Here is a 14,187-nt window from a genome sequence, read left to right as displayed (position 1 = left end):
TAATTAGCCTCCTTTAGAGATTATTTTTGAAATGGCATACCGAATTGTGTTAACAATTCACGAGCTTCCTCGTCAGTGTTAGCAGTTGTTACGATAACGATATCCATTCCTCGTATTTTACTTACTCGGTCATAATCGATTTCTGGGAAAATTAATTGTTCTTTAACACCTAAAGTGTAGTTACCTCTACCGTCGAATGCAGATTTTGATACACCGCGGAAATCACGTACACGTGGTAGTGAAACTGAGATTAATTTATCAATAAAGTCATACATTCTTTCTCCGCGAAGTGTTACTTTCGCACCGATTGGCATACCTTCACGTAAACGGAATGTAGCTACTGATTTTTTAGCTTTTGTTACTAATGGTTTTTGACCAGTGATTGCTTGTAATTCTTCAACAGCATCATCTAGTACTTTAGTGTTTTGAACAGCGTCACCAACACCCATATTCACAACTATTTTTTCTATTTTTGGTACTTCCATTACTGAACTATAGTCAAATTGTTTAACTAAGTTTTGAGCAACTTCAGTGTTGTATTTTTCTTTTAAACGGTTCACAGTGGATCCTCCTTTCAATTAGTTATTAATTATTAGATTTAATTTCTTCGCCTGATTTTTTAGCGATACGAACTTTTTTACCATCTTCGAATTTATATCCAACACGAGTTGGTTCATTCGTTTTAGGGTCTAATAATTGTACGTTAGAAACATGGATTGCTGCCTCTGTTTCTAAGATTCCACCTTCAGGATTAAATTGAGTTGGTTTTTGGTGCTTTTTAATAAAATTGACACCTTCCACAACGACACGGTCTTTTTTAGGTTCAGTTGAAACAACTTTACCTTCTTTACCTTTGTCTTTACCTGCGATAACTTTTACGTTGTCACCTTTTTTGATATGCATGTGTGGCACCTCCTTAAATTTATATATTTATAAATGATTATTAAAGTACTTCTGGAGCTAATGATACAATTTTCATGAAGTTACCTTCACGTAATTCACGAGCAACTGGTCCAAAGATACGAGTACCGCGTGGGCCTTTGTCGTCACGAATAATGACACATGCATTTTCATCAAATTTGATGTATGAACCATCGTTACGACGTACGCCTGATTTAGTACGTACGACAACAGCTTTAACTACTTCACCTTTTTTGACAACGCCACCTGGTGTAGCATTTTTAACACTTACTACGATAACGTCACCAATATTAGCTGTTTTACGACCAGATCCACCTAATACTTTGATTGTAAGAACTTCACGTGCACCAGAGTTATCTGCTACTTTCAAACGTGTTTCTTGTTGGATCATGAGTTAAACCTCCTTTATCTTCACTATTTATTAAATAATAACTGATTCTTCAACAATTTCTACCAAACGGAAACGTTTAGTTGCTGATAAAGGACGTGTTTCTTGAATCTTAACTGTGTCCCCTAATTTAGCTGAGTTGTTTTCATCATGAGTTTTGTATTTTTTAGAGTATTTTACTCGTTTACCATATAATTTGTGCGTTTTGTATGTTTCAACAAGTACAGTTACAGTTTTGTCCATTTTATCGGAAACGACTCTACCTACATAAACTTTACGATCATTTCTTTCGCTCACTTTTGTAACCTCCTCTTTCAATTAATTATTGATTAGCTTTACCTTGTTCAATTTCTCTTTCACGAGCAACAGTTTTTAGACGTGCAATCGTTTTTCTTACTGTGCGAATACGTGCAGTCTCTTCTAATTGACCTGTAGCTAACTGAAAGCGTAGGTTAAAAAGCTCTTCTTTAGAAGATTTAATTTGTTCTTCTATCTCTGAAGTGGTTAAGTCTCTAATTTCCTTAGCTTTCATTTGTTTCACCACCCAATTCTTCACGTTTTACAAACTTAGTTTTCACTGGAAGTTTGTGACTTGCTAAACGTAATGCTTCGCGCGCTGTTTCTTCATCAACGCCTGCGATTTCAAATAAAATTCTACCTGGTTTTGCTACAGCAATCCAGCCTTCAACGGCACCTTTACCAGCACCCATACGTACTTCTAGAGGTTTTTTAGTGTAAGGTGTATGTGGGAAGATTTTAATCCAAACTTTCCCGCCACGCTTCATGAAACGTGTCATTGCAATACGAGCTGATTCGATTTGACGAGATGTGATCCAAGATGTTGTAGTAGCTTGTAAACCATACTCACCAAATGTTACATAGTTACCGCCTTTAGAACGACCAGTTGTTTTAGGACGATGTTGACGACGATATTTTACACGTTTTGGTAGTAACATTATTATTTTCCTCCTTCACTAGTGTTCTTAGTAGGAAGAACTTCTCCACGATAGATCCATACTTTGACACCTAATTTACCATAAGTTGTGTCAGCTTCTGCATGTGCATAACTAATGTCAGCACGTAGTGTATGAAGTGGAACAGTTCCTTCTGAATATTGCTCAGCACGAGCGATGTCAGCTCCGCCTAAACGACCTGAAACTTGAGTTTTGATACCTTTAGCACCAATCTTCATAGCTCTTGTAATAGCTTGTTTTTGTACACGACGGAATGATGCACGGTTTTCTAATTGACGTGCAATGTTTTCTGCAACAAGTTTAGCATCTAAATCAACTTTTTTGATTTCAATTACATTGATGTGTACTTTTTTGCTTGTTAATGTATTTAATTTGTTACGTAATTTTTCAATTTCTGAACCGCCTTTACCAATTACCATACCTGGCTTACCAGTATGAATAGCGATGTTGATACGATTAGCAGCACGTTCAATGTCAACGTGAGAAACTGATGCTTCATTTAATGCGTTATCAATAAACTTACGGATTTTTAAATCTTCGTGTAATAATGATGCGAAGTCTTTTTCTGCATACCATTTAGCTTCCCAATCACGGATTACACCAACACGAAGTCCGATTGGATTAATTTTTTGACCCACAGTGTTCCCTCCTTAAAAAATGATTAAGCTTCTTTAGCTTCTTCTTTACCGTCACTTACGACGATTGTAATGTGGCTTGTACGTTTGTTTATCGCACTTGCACGACCTTGTGCACGTGGACGGAAACGTTTTAATGTTGGTCCTTCATTAGCATAAGCTTCTTTAACTATTAATTCATCAGTGTTCATGTCATAGTTATGTTCAGCATTTGCTAGAGCGGACATTAGTAATTTTTCAACTACTGGTGATGAAGCTTTGTTTTTTAATTTTAAAATCGCAATCGCTTCACCAGCGCTTTTGCCTCTAATTAGATCTAATACTAATCTAACTTTACGAGGTGCGATTCTTATTGTTTTAGCAACCGCTTTTGCTTCCATTCAGAGTTCCTCCTCTACCTGTTAGAATTATCTTCTAGTTTTTTTGTCATCTGCTACGTGACCTTTGAATGTACGTGTCGGAGCAAATTCTCCTAATTTATGACCAACCATATCTTCAGTAACGAATACTGGAACATGTTTACGACCATCATATACAGCGAATGTATGTCCGATGAAATCAGGGAAAATAGTTGAACGACGTGACCAAGTTTTAATTACTTGTTTTTTCTCGCTTCCGCTTTGCGCTTCAACTTTTTTCTTTAGATGATCGTCAGCGAAAGGTCCTTTTTTAATACTACGAGCCATAGTGGCGCCTCCCTTCTTATTGTGTGCGTGCAGCAATTATGCCGCACACGCAAATAAGTTATTTTTATTTTTTCTTACGACCACGAACGATAAGTTTGTCTGATGATTTTTTACCACGACGAGTTTTCTTACCAAGCGTAGGTTTACCCCAAGGTGACATTGGAGATGGTCTACCGATAGGTGCACGACCTTCACCACCACCGTGTGGGTGATCGTTAGGGTTCATTACAGAACCACGAACTGTAGGGCGAATGCCTTTCCATCTTGAACGTCCTGCTTTACCAACGTTTACAAGTTCATGTTGGATGTTACCAACTTGACCAATAGTAGCACGGCAAGTTGAAAGAATCATACGTACTTCACCAGATCTCAATCTGATTAACACATATTTTCCTTCTTTACCAAGTACTTGTGCACTAGCACCAGCTGAACGAGCGATTTGTCCACCTTTACCAGGTTTTAACTCGATGTTGTGAACTACTGTACCTACTGGAATGAATTGTAATGGTAATGCATTACCTAATTTGATATCTGCTTCTTCACCACTCTCAAGTACTTGACCTACTTTTAGGTTTTTTGGAGCGATGATATAGCGTTTTTCTCCATCAGCGTAAACTAATAAAGCAATGTTTGCTGAACGGTTTGGATCATATTGAATTGAATCAACTTTAGCGTTGATGCCATCTTTATTACGTTTGAAATCAATAACACGGTATTGACGTTTATGTCCTCCACCATGATGGCGAACTGTCAATTTACCTTGGTTATTTCGTCCCGCTTTTTTCGGTAGCGGTTGTAATAATGACTTTTCTGGTGTAGTTTTCGTAATTTCTGCGAAATCTAACGAAGTCATATTACGACGACCATTAGTAATTGGCTTATATTTTTTTAGAGCCATTGTCGTTTACCTCCTTATTGGTAATATTTTAGTTGAATAGATCGATTGATCCTTCTTTTAATTTAACAATTGCTACGCGTCTTTTGTTTGTATAGCCTTGGTAACGGCCCATACGTTTTTTCTTTGGTTTGTAGTTGATGATGTTTACTTTATCAACTTTTACGTCAAAGATTTCTTCAACGGCGATTTTAACTTGTGTTTTGTTAGCACGAGTATCAACGTCGAATGTATATTTGTCTTCAGCCATAGCGACTGAAGATTTTTCAGTGATTACGGGGCGCTTAAGAACGTCTCTTGCTTCCATTATCCTAGCACCTCCTCAACTTTTTTAGCAGCTGATTCTGTGATTATTACACTGTCAGCGCTTGTGATATCTAGAACATTTAAACCTTGAGCTGTAGTAACTTGTACACCAGGAATGTTACGTGCTGATAAAGCAACGTTCACATCTTCTGATTCTGTAACTACTAATACTTTTTTAGGTTGTTCTAAATTAGAAAGTACAGATTTGAACTCTTTAGTTTTTGGAGCTTCTAAGTTTAATGTATCAACAACAGTTAAACCTTTTTCTTGTACTTTGAATGATAATGCTGAGCGTAATGCTAAACGGCGCATTTTCTTAGGCATTTTGTATGAGTAGCTTCTTGGTGTTGGTCCGAATACGACACCACCACCACGCCATTGTGGAGCACGGATTGTACCTTGACGCGCACGTCCTGTACCTTTTTGTCTCCATGGTTTACGTCCACCACCACGTACTGCTGAGCGATTCTTAACAGCATGTGTACCTTGGCGTAATGAAGCACGTTGTAAAGTGATTGCTTCAAAAAGAACGTTGTTGTTTGGTTCGATTGCAAATACTGCATCGCTTAATTCAACTGAACCTGATTTAGATCCGTCTACTTTAAATACATCATAATTAGCCATTATGCATTTCCTCCTTTCGCTATATATTATTTATTACCTTTGATTGATGATGAGATTTCTAAAAATCCTTTTTTAGGTCCAGGTACATTACCTTTTACTAAAATAACATTGTTTTCTACGTCAGTTTGAACTACTTCTAAGTTTTGAACTGTAACAGTGTTACCACCCATACGTCCAGGCATTTTTTGTCCTTTAAAGACTTTTGAAGCATCTGATGCCATACCAATTGAACCTGGTGATCTATGGAAATGAGAACCATGTGACATTGGACCACGTGCTTGATTATGACGTTTAATGGCACCTTGGAAACCTTTACCTTTAGATACGCCAGTTACATCAATTACGTCGCCAGCTTCAAATGTATCAACTGAGACTTCTTGACCTACTTCGTATTCATCAACATTAACGTTTCTGAATTCACGAATGAAGCGCTTAGGTGCTGTGTCAGCTTTTTTAGCATGTCCTTCAGCTGGTTTGTTAGCGTATTTGTTTGTTTTACTATTTTTTTTGTAAGCTTTTTTATCTTCGTAGCCTACTTGAATAGCGTTGTATCCGTCAACTTCTTCAGTTTTCTTTTGTAATACAACGTTTTGGCTTGCTTCTACTACTGTTACTGGAATTAAATCACCGTTTTCTCCGAAAACTTGTGTCATCCCGATTTTTCTTCCTAAGATTCCTTTGGTCATCGAAAGTCCACCTCCTAATTTTTTCTATTATAATTTGATTTCGATGTCTACGCCTGATGGTAAGTTTAAGCCCATAAGAGCATCAACTGTTTTTGGTGTAGGGTTAACAATATCGATTAAACGTTTATGTGTACGTTGTTCGAATTGTTCACGTGAATCTTTGTACTTATGCACGGCACGGATAATCGTGTAAACTGATTTTTCAGTCGGTAACGGAATTGGTCCAGATACATCTGCACCAGAACGTTTCGCTGTTTCAACAATTTTTTCTGCTGATTGATCAATTACTCTGTGATCATAAGCTTTTAATCTGATTCTGATTTTTTGTTTTGCCATAATTTTCCCTCCTTATTCGTCTACATTTAAGTGATAGACTTCTCCACGAAAACTATCTCACACAGCGCCATGGCAAAGCGGCCGGGTGTGTCAGTAACCTTTCGCTTCATCGCGTGTTCTTAAAGTCCAACATTAGATATGTTACATGAAAAGACGTGATTTATCAAGCTTTTCTTTAAAAGTTTTTTAACTTTTGTCTAACACATACTTTGTTATTGTACTTGAATTCACTTTATAGTTCAACCTCTTTTCAGATATTCCTCAAATTTCTTTGTGATATTGCTATTTTTTTATTATAGAATTTCTTTTCGATATACTATAATAGATAAATAAGGTGGTGATATGGTATGAAAAGTGGTATTCGTACTGCGCTCATTATATTAAGTATTGTTTTGCTAATCGGTGAATTTGTTTATGGTATTCCTTTCTTAGGTGGAAGTATAATTCTTAGTTTTGGATGGCAACCACTATTAATTAATGCACTACTATACTTAATTACGATGATTATATTAATAGTAGATAAACAAAATTCCATTAAACCAATGATGATTATTCCTCTATTAGGAATCATTGGATCTTTCATTGCGTTTATTCCTGTTATTGGGATGGTAGTACATTGGGTTTTATTCTTTTTAATGTTGTTCTTGATTTTTATTTTGTTTTCTACGCCTTTATATGTTCCGAACAAACATGCTAAGGTTGTTTATACAGAAGACAGACGTAAAGATCATATTTAATATTTATATAATATAACAAAATCGATAATGCAGAATTTATTATAACCCCAGTTTCAATTGTTACATCACAAGCTTATTATAATTCTGTACTTACATTTGAATTGAAAGTCTTTAATTAGTTCATTCCAACCAATTCATTTCATGTTATATTATCTACCCTTTTAATTTCACTATATAATGAAGAAACTGGTTTTGTTATTTTTTAACTATATTCAACTTTCATGGGTACACTAGTTGTTTTATTTTTCATTATAATATATCTATACTAATAAAAAAACACTGATCCGAGTCATCACGACTTCGATCAGTGTTTTTTTATTATCCGTGAACAAACACGAAGTAAAGTATAAATAATACCATAAGTCCGTACATGATTGGATGTACTTCTTTATGTCTTTTAGAAATCAGCATCGTAATTGGATAGAATATAAAGCCACATGCAATACCCGTTGCAATAGAGTATGATAAAGGCATCATAATGATTGTAATAAATGCTGGTACTGCTACTTCAAATTTCTTCCAATCAATTTCTGCAAAATTAGCAGCCATTAATACACCAACTACTACTAATGCAGGGGTAGTGACTGCACTCGTTACAATCTCCATCAATGGGCTAAAAAATACTGCTAACAAGAAGCAGAACCCAGTGACGACGCTGGCAAAACCTGTTCTTGCACCTACCGCCACGCCTGACGTTGATTCAATATATGATGTTGTCGTCGTTGTACCAAAGATTGCACCAACAATTGTTGCTAATGAATCTGAAAATAACGCTCGACCTGCTCTTGGTAATTTGTTGTCTTTCATGATTCCTGCTTGTGATGCAACAGCTACTAGTGTACCTGCAGTATCGAAGAAATCAATAAATAAAAATGTTAATATTACGATTAAAAATTGTACTGTAAATAGTTGACTAGGGTCTTTAAAAGCATCAAACGCTGCACCAAATGTTGGTTCGATACTTGGCACATTCCCTACGATGCCACTAGGCGTATGTATAAGTCCTGTTAACATCCCAAGTATTGATGTTAACACCATACCTATAAATATAGCGCCTGGTACTCTTCTAGCATAGAGTATTACAGTAACTAGAATACCGAAAATTGTTAGCAATACAGGACCATCTGTTATATGGCCTAATGTAACAAGTGTTGAGTCATTTTTAACAATAATTCCTGAGCTTTGTAACCCTACAAATGTTATAAAGAGCCCTATACCTGCTGAAACTGCCATTTTCATTTGATAGGGAATAGCATTTATAATGGTTTCCCTCAATCCGGTCATTGTTAGTATCGCAAAGACTATCCCTGAAAATAGTACCCCTGTTAATCCAACCTGCCATGGTATACCCATAGTTAATACGACTGTAAATGCAAAGAATGCATTTAAGCCCATTCCAGGCGCTAATGCAATTGGATATCTAGCAATCAGCCCCATAAATAAAGATCCTACGAATGCTGCAAGTGCTGTAGCGACAAATATAGCGCCTTGGTCCATCTTCATGTCGTCAGACACACCATCTACGCCTGCTAAACTGAGTACTTGTGGATTAACAGCTAAAATATATGCCATAGACAAGAAAGTTGTAAGCCCACCAAGTATCTCTTTCTTATAGTTTGTTCCATGTTTATCAAACTTGAAATACTTTTTCACGGTTAGTTCTCCTTTTTTTAAAATACCTTAATATTCTAATACCAATCACACTATTTTACAATAGCAAACACGAACTTTGTGATATTTCAAGAATTCTTTGTTCGATAAAATTAGAATTTAAGGCCTTTTAAAGCATCTTGAAATGGATTGTTTTCTAACCCCTCATCATTATTCATATATTTCTTCATATCTTTTTTATTCACTTTTCCTGTTTTTTTACTTTGATGACGTTTATCCATTTGTGCTTGTGTTTCTGTGTGTCCACATACACAGCGATATACAGCATCTTTCCCTCTACCGAAAAGCGTCATTTTTTTATGACAATTTGGACAACGTGCATTCGTTTTTCGTTGGACATTTTTTTTAGTTTTACATGTAGGATCTTGGCAGACCAACATTTGACCATTTTTAGTTTTTACTTTAATCATAAATTTTCCACATGTTGGACATTCAGTTGTCGTTAAATTATCATGTTTATAATTTTGTTCACTTTCTTTAATTTCATTAACTACATTGTTTGTAAACTGCTTCATTTCAGCAATAAACTGTTTCGGATTATATTGTCCCTTTTCAATTAACGATAATTTTTCTTCCCATTCTGCTGTTAATAATGGAGAAGTTAGTTTTTGTGGTGCCAATTCTAGTATTTGTTTTCCTTTTGATGTTACTTTTATTTTACCATCGCGACTCTCAATTGCATTCATATTAAATAATTTTTCGATGATATCTGCTCTTGTCGCAACAGTACCAATGCCACCGGTTTCTTTTAACGTTTCATTGTGTTTTTTATCATCTAATTTAAAGAATTTTTGTGGGCTTTCCATCGCTTTTAGTAAAGTTCCTTCATTAAAGTATGCAGGCGGTGTTGTTTCATGTTGTTCAATATTTACACGACTAACTTTGAGTTTGGCGTCTTTTTCTAAATGTGCAATATGTTCATTCACTTTATCTTGATGATCAAATATTGCTTTATATCCTAATTTAGTAGTTACTTTATCTTTAAACGCAAATATATTATCCCCCACTTTTAAATCTATCGATATCGCTTCATATTCATGGGGGGGCATAAGATTTTCAAGATATCTTTGTGCAATCATCATATATACTTTTGTTTCACGTTGACTTAGTTGACTCATATCTGGTCGTACTTCTGTTGGAATAATAGCATGATGATCTGAAACTTTGCCGTTATTTATGAATCTTTGTTTCACAGAAAATGATTGGTTCATTTGTGTTTTGGCAATGTCTTTTAATGAAGTAGCCATTATCGCACGCAGTCTATCTTTTAGAGTGTCGACCATATCGTCAGTTAAGTAATTTGAATCCGTACGTGGATAGGTTACAATTTTATGTCTCTCATATAGTGCCTGTAATGTATTTAATGTTTCCTTTGGACCAAGGTGATAACGTTTATATGCTTCTTGCTGTAAATCAGTTAAACTAAACAATTGCTGTGGATATGATTTCTTGTGACTCTTAGTAATAGATTGGATCACACCTTCTTGCCCTTCAATTGCTTTTTTTATATCTTCAAAAACTTTTTTCTCATGAGTTGATTGCGGCTTTATACTTTGGAATGTTAATCCTCCCGCAGTTAAGTTCATCGTATAATAAGTTTGAGGTTTGAACTGATTTATTTCATTTTGTCTCATTTGTACTAGTTGAATGGTTGGTGTTTGAACACGTCCTAGCGAAAGTTGTGCATCATATTTAGTAGTTAGTGCACGTGTCGCATTAATACCTACAATCCAATCTGCTTCACTACGCGCTAATGCTGCATAATATAAATTATTGAATTGCTTACCATCTTTAAGTTTATTAAAGCCGTCTTTTATTGCTTTATTAGTTACTGAACTAATCCATAAGCGCTGAATAGGTTTCTTATTATGCGCTTTGTCTAAAATTAAGCGTGCAACAAGTTCTCCCTCTCTCCCAGCATCCGTTGCAATAATAATATCCTTTACTTTATTGTTATTTATTAATGCTTGTACTGTGGAAAATTGTTTTTTAGTCTTACTAATAACAACTGTTTTCATTTTATTTGGTATAATAGGTAAATCATTAAGTTTCCATTCTTTATAATTATTATCATATTGTTCTGGAGTCGCATTCGTAACTAAATGCCCTAACGCCCATGTAACAATGTATTTATTATTTTCAAAATAGCCATTGCGCTTTTCATTGATATTCAACGTATTTGCAATATCACGACCTACTGAAGGTTTTTCTGCTATAATCAGTGATTTCATAATTTCGTCCTTTCAAATTCAATATGGTATTTATTGTAACATGTATATAGCACATCTAAACTTCCATTTATTGCCAAAAGTTCATATAATTAAGTTAATAGTTCATCAGACGGAGGTATGTTATGAAAACTATCAAATTAAATGACTATAATCAAATTGCGGATTTTATAAATAATGCAGATTATCACTCTGCTTCTTATTTATACAAATTACCCCAAGCACATGAAGATGTTGAAGATAAAATTCGACAAGCCATCATTGACCCTGGTGTATTCGCACATGTAGATGATCAAGAGCAAATTATCATGTTGATATTAGCCTTTAAATATGAAGAAGAAAAGTACAAAGTTGTTGGTCCATTCCTTAGAACAGATGTAACTCCAAACGTGACAGAATTTCAATCTTTATTCGAATCCCTGGCACAAAGTAAACCTAAAACTACTAATTTCAACTTTTCATTTGAAGAAACAGAGCAAACTTTTTTACAATTTATGAAAGACATCCAATCATCTTACAGTTTCACTGATTACCACCTCATCACTACTCAGGATGTTGGAGAAATTGAACATGCACAAAATATCACCAATTATCATCCAGCCTATTATCGCTCTTTTTGTAAATTACATGAGAATACATTTAAACATGATGTCATGACTGCCGACGAAATTATAGATTCTCTAGATGAAAATAATCATCTATTTGTATTTATGTCGGAAGGCTTACTTAAAGGTTATGTTTATCTCCAAGTATATGAGCATAAAAAAAATGCAGAAATTAAATATTTTTCTTCTCATTCAGATTATAGATTAATGGGTATAGCCTTTGATTTACTTACTCATGCATTACATTTCGCGTTTAGCACTTATGATATTAACAAAATATATTTTAAAATACGTAGTAAAAATACTACATTAGTAGAACGTTTTAATGAACTTGGATTTAATATCAATTACGAATACAAAAAATTCAAATATGTCGCGAGTCACATTTAGCAATTAACAAGTTAATTTAAAAAAAGAATGGAAAATCAATGGTTTTCTATTCTTTTTTTATTCAATTAAGTCCTTTTCATTATCTGCAAAAACACTGATATAGAAAGAATTCATGCAACATAATTAAAAAAAATGTCAAATATTAAACAATTATTTTTACTATCTTCTTATTTTGGTTTAAAATGGTTTATTAAAGGCAATCATTAGGATTGTTTTTTAGGAAGTAAGTAAAAATAAATAGAGAAAGAGTGAGTAATTGTATGGATTTATTAATTGCCCTGTTACCTGCACTATTTTGGGGTAGTGTAGTATTAATTAATGTTCTTGTAGGAGGAGGACCTTATAACCAAATTAGAGGGACTACTTTTGGTGCATTAATTATTGGTGTGATCTTGTTATTAACTGGTAACGCCAAATTCGATGACTTTACCGTTATCATTGTTGGTTTAATCTCAGGTGCTTTCTGGGCGCTTGGTCAAGGATACCAATTAAAATCAGTAAGTTTGATAGGTGTATCTAAGACAATGCCTATTTCTACAGGATTACAATTAGTAGGAACGACATTATTTAGTGCCATTTTCTTAGGAGAATGGAGTACTGGTACACAAGTTGTATTAGGCTTAACTGCCATGGTCTTACTTGTTATTGGTATTACTATGACTTCAATGAAAGGTAAGAATGAAGCGAGCGAAAGTTCTAAGAACTTTGGTAAAGCTATGCCTATCTTACTTATTTCTACTGTAGGTTATGTTGTATATGTAGTTATCGCACAAATTTTTGGAGTAGATGGTACAAGTGCCTTATTCTTCCAATCTATTGGTATGGCTATTGGTGGTTTAATCTTATCAGCAAAACACGAAACTTCAGCGAAAAGTACATTATGGAACTTAATTCCAGGTGTTGTTTGGGGTATCGGTAACTTATTTATGTTCTACTCACAACCAAAAGTTGGTGTAGCAACAAGCTTTTCATTTTCACAATTACTAGTAATCGTTTCTACACTTGGTGGTATCTTCCTATTAGGCGAACGTAAAGACAAGCGTCAAATGGTTGGCATTTGGGCAGGTATTGTTTTAATTATCGTTGCAGCCTTCCTTTTAGGTAATATTAAAGGATAGATAATCGCGATTCTTAATCATAGCTTTCAATTAATGAAAGTGATATTGTATTATGGGACAAATTTTAAGTTTAAGAGATGTTTAATGTGTTTTATATTTAAGGAGGAGTCAAACAATGTTTGCAGATTTAGAAGGAAAAGTAGTAGTAATTACAGGTGCCGGAAGTGGTATTGGTAAGTCATTCGCAGAATCATTTGGTCAAGCAAAAGCAAAAGTAGTCATGAACTATCGTTCTGAAGGTCATATAGCAGATGTAGATAAATCTATCCAACTTATCGAAGAAGCTGGCGGCCAAGCTATTAAAGTTCAAGCTGACGTTTCAGTAGAAGACGACGTAAATAGATTGGTTCAAACAGCCGTAGATCATTTTGGTACACTTGATATCATGATCAACAATGCTGGATTTGAAAAACCAATCCCTACGCATGAAATGCCTTTAGAAGAATGGAAAAGAGTCATTGATATTAACTTAACTGGTGCTTTTATTGGTTCAAAAGCTGCAGTTAACCAATTCTTCAAAGAAGATAAAAAAGGTGTAATCCTTAATACTTCAAGTGTTCATGACACAATTCCATGGCCTAACTATGCAAACTACGCAGCAAGTAAAGGCGGATTAAAATTAATGATGGAAACAATGTCAATGGAGTACGCTCAATACGGTATCCGCATCAATAACATTTCACCAGGGGCAATTGTTACTGAACATACAAGAGAAAAATTCTCTGATCCAGCTACACGCGCAGAAACAATTGAAATGATTCCATCAAAAGAGATTGGCGAAGCTGATCAAGTTTCAAATGTTGCTTTATTCTTAGCATCAGACTTAGCAAGTTATATTCACGGTACAACAATCTATGTTGATGGTGGTATGACGAACTATCCAGCATTTATGGGTGGAAAAGGATAATAACTATAATATTATTGCTTAATATTATAAAAAGCGTTCCTGTTCTTAAAACAGGAACGCTTTTTTATGTTTTATTTAAC

At 34.8% G+C, this 14,187-nt stretch carries 20 protein-coding genes; 4 read left to right on the top strand and 16 right to left on the bottom strand.

The features are described from left to right. Positions 1 to 20: 20 nt before the first annotated feature. The 14 genes from rplE to rpsJ all read right to left on the bottom strand — a co-directional run bounded on the left by rplE (position 21) and on the right by rpsJ (position 6,451). Entirely contained in the window at positions 21 to 560 is a 540-nt protein-coding gene (gene rplE, locus PYW31_RS03295; RefSeq protein WP_046835663.1) for a 50S ribosomal protein L5, read from the bottom strand. A gap of 25 nt (positions 561 to 585) precedes the next feature. Continuing rightward, the gene (rplX, locus tag PYW31_RS03290) at positions 586 to 903 is read right to left on the bottom strand and encodes a 50S ribosomal protein L24 (protein WP_046835664.1); all 318 of its coding nucleotides are present in this window, start codon (positions 901 to 903) and stop codon (positions 586 to 588) included. 40 nt (positions 904 to 943) lie between these two features. Beyond that, positions 944 to 1,312, bottom strand: coding sequence for a 50S ribosomal protein L14 (rplN, locus tag PYW31_RS03285; RefSeq protein WP_002482622.1), 369 nt, complete (start codon positions 1,310 to 1,312; stop codon positions 944 to 946). A gap of 30 nt (positions 1,313 to 1,342) precedes the next feature. Beyond that, positions 1,343 to 1,606 carry a 30S ribosomal protein S17 gene (gene rpsQ, locus PYW31_RS03280; protein ID WP_046835665.1) on the bottom strand — a complete coding sequence of 88 codons (264 nt, stop codon included), beginning with the start codon at positions 1,604 to 1,606 and terminating at the stop codon, positions 1,343 to 1,345. 25 nt (positions 1,607 to 1,631) lie between these two features. After that, positions 1,632 to 1,841, bottom strand: coding sequence for a 50S ribosomal protein L29 (rpmC, locus tag PYW31_RS03275; protein WP_002482620.1), 210 nt, complete (start codon positions 1,839 to 1,841; stop codon positions 1,632 to 1,634). Further along, on the bottom strand, positions 1,831 to 2,265 hold the full coding sequence (gene rplP, locus PYW31_RS03270) for a 50S ribosomal protein L16 (RefSeq protein ID WP_046835666.1): 435 nt from the start codon (positions 2,263 to 2,265) through the stop codon (positions 1,831 to 1,833). Before rplP ends, rpmC begins: the two co-directional genes overlap by 11 nt. A 2-nt stretch (positions 2,266 to 2,267) precedes the next feature. Beyond that, positions 2,268 to 2,921 (bottom strand): 30S ribosomal protein S3, encoded by a 654-nt coding sequence (rpsC, locus tag PYW31_RS03265; RefSeq protein ID WP_046835667.1) that lies wholly within the window; start codon positions 2,919 to 2,921, stop codon positions 2,268 to 2,270. 23 nt (positions 2,922 to 2,944) lie between these two features. Then, complete coding sequence (rplV, locus tag PYW31_RS03260; protein WP_002482617.1) at positions 2,945 to 3,298, bottom strand: 50S ribosomal protein L22; 354 nt, start codon at positions 3,296 to 3,298, stop codon at positions 2,945 to 2,947. A 27-nt stretch (positions 3,299 to 3,325) separates the two neighbouring features. Next, positions 3,326 to 3,604 carry a 30S ribosomal protein S19 gene (gene rpsS, locus PYW31_RS03255; protein WP_046835668.1) on the bottom strand — a complete coding sequence of 93 codons (279 nt, stop codon included), beginning with the start codon at positions 3,602 to 3,604 and terminating at the stop codon, positions 3,326 to 3,328. Positions 3,605 to 3,668: 64 nt separating this feature from the next. Then, positions 3,669 to 4,502 carry a 50S ribosomal protein L2 gene (gene rplB / locus PYW31_RS03250; protein WP_046835669.1) on the bottom strand — a complete coding sequence of 278 codons (834 nt, stop codon included), beginning with the start codon at positions 4,500 to 4,502 and terminating at the stop codon, positions 3,669 to 3,671. A 28-nt stretch (positions 4,503 to 4,530) separates the two neighbouring features. Then, positions 4,531 to 4,806 (bottom strand): 50S ribosomal protein L23, encoded by a 276-nt coding sequence (gene rplW, locus PYW31_RS03245; RefSeq protein WP_042739083.1) that lies wholly within the window; start codon positions 4,804 to 4,806, stop codon positions 4,531 to 4,533. Next, complete coding sequence (rplD, locus tag PYW31_RS03240) at positions 4,806 to 5,429, bottom strand: 50S ribosomal protein L4 (protein WP_046835670.1); 624 nt, start codon at positions 5,427 to 5,429, stop codon at positions 4,806 to 4,808. Before rplD ends, rplW begins: the two co-directional genes overlap by 1 nt. Before the next feature lie 26 nt (positions 5,430 to 5,455). After that, positions 5,456 to 6,115 carry a 50S ribosomal protein L3 gene (gene rplC, locus PYW31_RS03235; RefSeq protein ID WP_046835671.1) on the bottom strand — a complete coding sequence of 220 codons (660 nt, stop codon included), beginning with the start codon at positions 6,113 to 6,115 and terminating at the stop codon, positions 5,456 to 5,458. Positions 6,116 to 6,142: 27 nt separating this feature from the next. Then, positions 6,143 to 6,451: a 30S ribosomal protein S10 gene (rpsJ, locus tag PYW31_RS03230; RefSeq protein ID WP_001118667.1), complete on the bottom strand. Its 309-nt coding sequence runs from the start codon at positions 6,449 to 6,451 to the stop codon at positions 6,143 to 6,145. A 347-nt stretch (positions 6,452 to 6,798) separates the two neighbouring features. Here rpsJ and PYW31_RS03225 point away from each other — a divergent pair, with 347 nt between their 5' ends. Beyond that, positions 6,799 to 7,188, top strand: a complete 390-nt coding sequence (locus PYW31_RS03225) for a hypothetical protein (RefSeq protein WP_046835672.1) — start codon at positions 6,799 to 6,801, stop codon at positions 7,186 to 7,188. A gap of 318 nt (positions 7,189 to 7,506) precedes the next feature. Here PYW31_RS03225 and PYW31_RS03220 read toward each other — a convergent pair whose 3' ends face one another. Together PYW31_RS03220 and PYW31_RS03215 are read right to left on the bottom strand one after the other, a co-directional pair. After that, positions 7,507 to 8,841 carry an NCS2 family permease gene (locus tag PYW31_RS03220; RefSeq protein WP_046835673.1) on the bottom strand — a complete coding sequence of 445 codons (1,335 nt, stop codon included), beginning with the start codon at positions 8,839 to 8,841 and terminating at the stop codon, positions 7,507 to 7,509. A 110-nt stretch (positions 8,842 to 8,951) separates the two neighbouring features. After that, the gene (locus PYW31_RS03215; RefSeq protein WP_046835674.1) at positions 8,952 to 11,090 is read right to left on the bottom strand and encodes a DNA topoisomerase III; all 2,139 of its coding nucleotides are present in this window, start codon (positions 11,088 to 11,090) and stop codon (positions 8,952 to 8,954) included. Between the two features lie 122 nt (positions 11,091 to 11,212). On the opposite strand from PYW31_RS03215, the gene PYW31_RS03210 reads away from it, so the two are divergent. From PYW31_RS03210 to PYW31_RS03200, 3 genes are all read left to right on the top strand, one after another. Further along, positions 11,213 to 12,082 (top strand): GNAT family N-acetyltransferase, encoded by an 870-nt coding sequence (locus PYW31_RS03210; RefSeq protein ID WP_046835675.1) that lies wholly within the window; start codon positions 11,213 to 11,215, stop codon positions 12,080 to 12,082. Between the two features lie 260 nt (positions 12,083 to 12,342). After that, on the top strand, positions 12,343 to 13,200 hold the full coding sequence (locus tag PYW31_RS03205) for a RhaT/GlcU family sugar-proton symporter (RefSeq protein WP_046835676.1): 858 nt from the start codon (positions 12,343 to 12,345) through the stop codon (positions 13,198 to 13,200). A gap of 115 nt (positions 13,201 to 13,315) precedes the next feature. Beyond that, on the top strand, positions 13,316 to 14,107 hold the full coding sequence (locus PYW31_RS03200; RefSeq protein ID WP_046835677.1) for a glucose 1-dehydrogenase: 792 nt from the start codon (positions 13,316 to 13,318) through the stop codon (positions 14,105 to 14,107). Positions 14,108 to 14,187: the final 80 nt, after the last annotated feature.

Origin of the sequence: Staphylococcus succinus (assembly GCF_029024945.1) — a bacterium.
In the GTDB taxonomy this organism is placed as follows: domain Bacteria; phylum Bacillota; class Bacilli; order Staphylococcales; family Staphylococcaceae; genus Staphylococcus; species Staphylococcus succinus.
This window is presented reverse-complemented; position numbering and strand designations above follow the sequence as displayed.

Bases quoted from the DNA above. Each gene is read 5' to 3' on its own strand.
- rplC (WP_046835671.1), bottom strand. From the start codon at position 6,115: ATGACCAAAGGAATCTTAGGAAGAAAAATCGGGATGACACAAGTTTTC.
- rpsJ (WP_001118667.1), bottom strand. From the start codon at position 6,451: ATGGCAAAACAAAAAATCAGAATCAGATTAAAAGCTTATGATCACAGA.
- rpmC (WP_002482620.1), bottom strand. From the start codon at position 1,841: ATGAAAGCTAAGGAAATTAGAGACTTAACCACTTCAGAGATAGAAGAA.
- PYW31_RS03210 (WP_046835675.1), top strand. From the start codon at position 11,213: ATGAAAACTATCAAATTAAATGACTATAATCAAATTGCGGATTTTATA.
- PYW31_RS03205 (WP_046835676.1), top strand. From the start codon at position 12,343: ATGGATTTATTAATTGCCCTGTTACCTGCACTATTTTGGGGTAGTGTA.
- rplD (WP_046835670.1), bottom strand. From the start codon at position 5,429: ATGGCTAATTATGATGTATTTAAAGTAGACGGATCTAAATCAGGTTCA.
- PYW31_RS03225 (WP_046835672.1), top strand. From the start codon at position 6,799: ATGAAAAGTGGTATTCGTACTGCGCTCATTATATTAAGTATTGTTTTG.
- rplX (WP_046835664.1), bottom strand. From the start codon at position 903: ATGCATATCAAAAAAGGTGACAACGTAAAAGTTATCGCAGGTAAAGAC.
- rpsS (WP_046835668.1), bottom strand. From the start codon at position 3,604: ATGGCTCGTAGTATTAAAAAAGGACCTTTCGCTGACGATCATCTAAAG.
- rplW (WP_042739083.1), bottom strand. From the start codon at position 4,806: ATGGAAGCAAGAGACGTTCTTAAGCGCCCCGTAATCACTGAAAAATCT.
- rplN (WP_002482622.1), bottom strand. From the start codon at position 1,312: ATGATCCAACAAGAAACACGTTTGAAAGTAGCAGATAACTCTGGTGCA.
- PYW31_RS03200 (WP_046835677.1), top strand. From the start codon at position 13,316: ATGTTTGCAGATTTAGAAGGAAAAGTAGTAGTAATTACAGGTGCCGGA.
- rplB (WP_046835669.1), bottom strand. From the start codon at position 4,502: ATGGCTCTAAAAAAATATAAGCCAATTACTAATGGTCGTCGTAATATG.
- PYW31_RS03215 (WP_046835674.1), bottom strand. From the start codon at position 11,090: ATGAAATCACTGATTATAGCAGAAAAACCTTCAGTAGGTCGTGATATT.
- rplV (WP_002482617.1), bottom strand. From the start codon at position 3,298: ATGGAAGCAAAAGCGGTTGCTAAAACAATAAGAATCGCACCTCGTAAA.
- rplP (WP_046835666.1), bottom strand. From the start codon at position 2,265: ATGTTACTACCAAAACGTGTAAAATATCGTCGTCAACATCGTCCTAAA.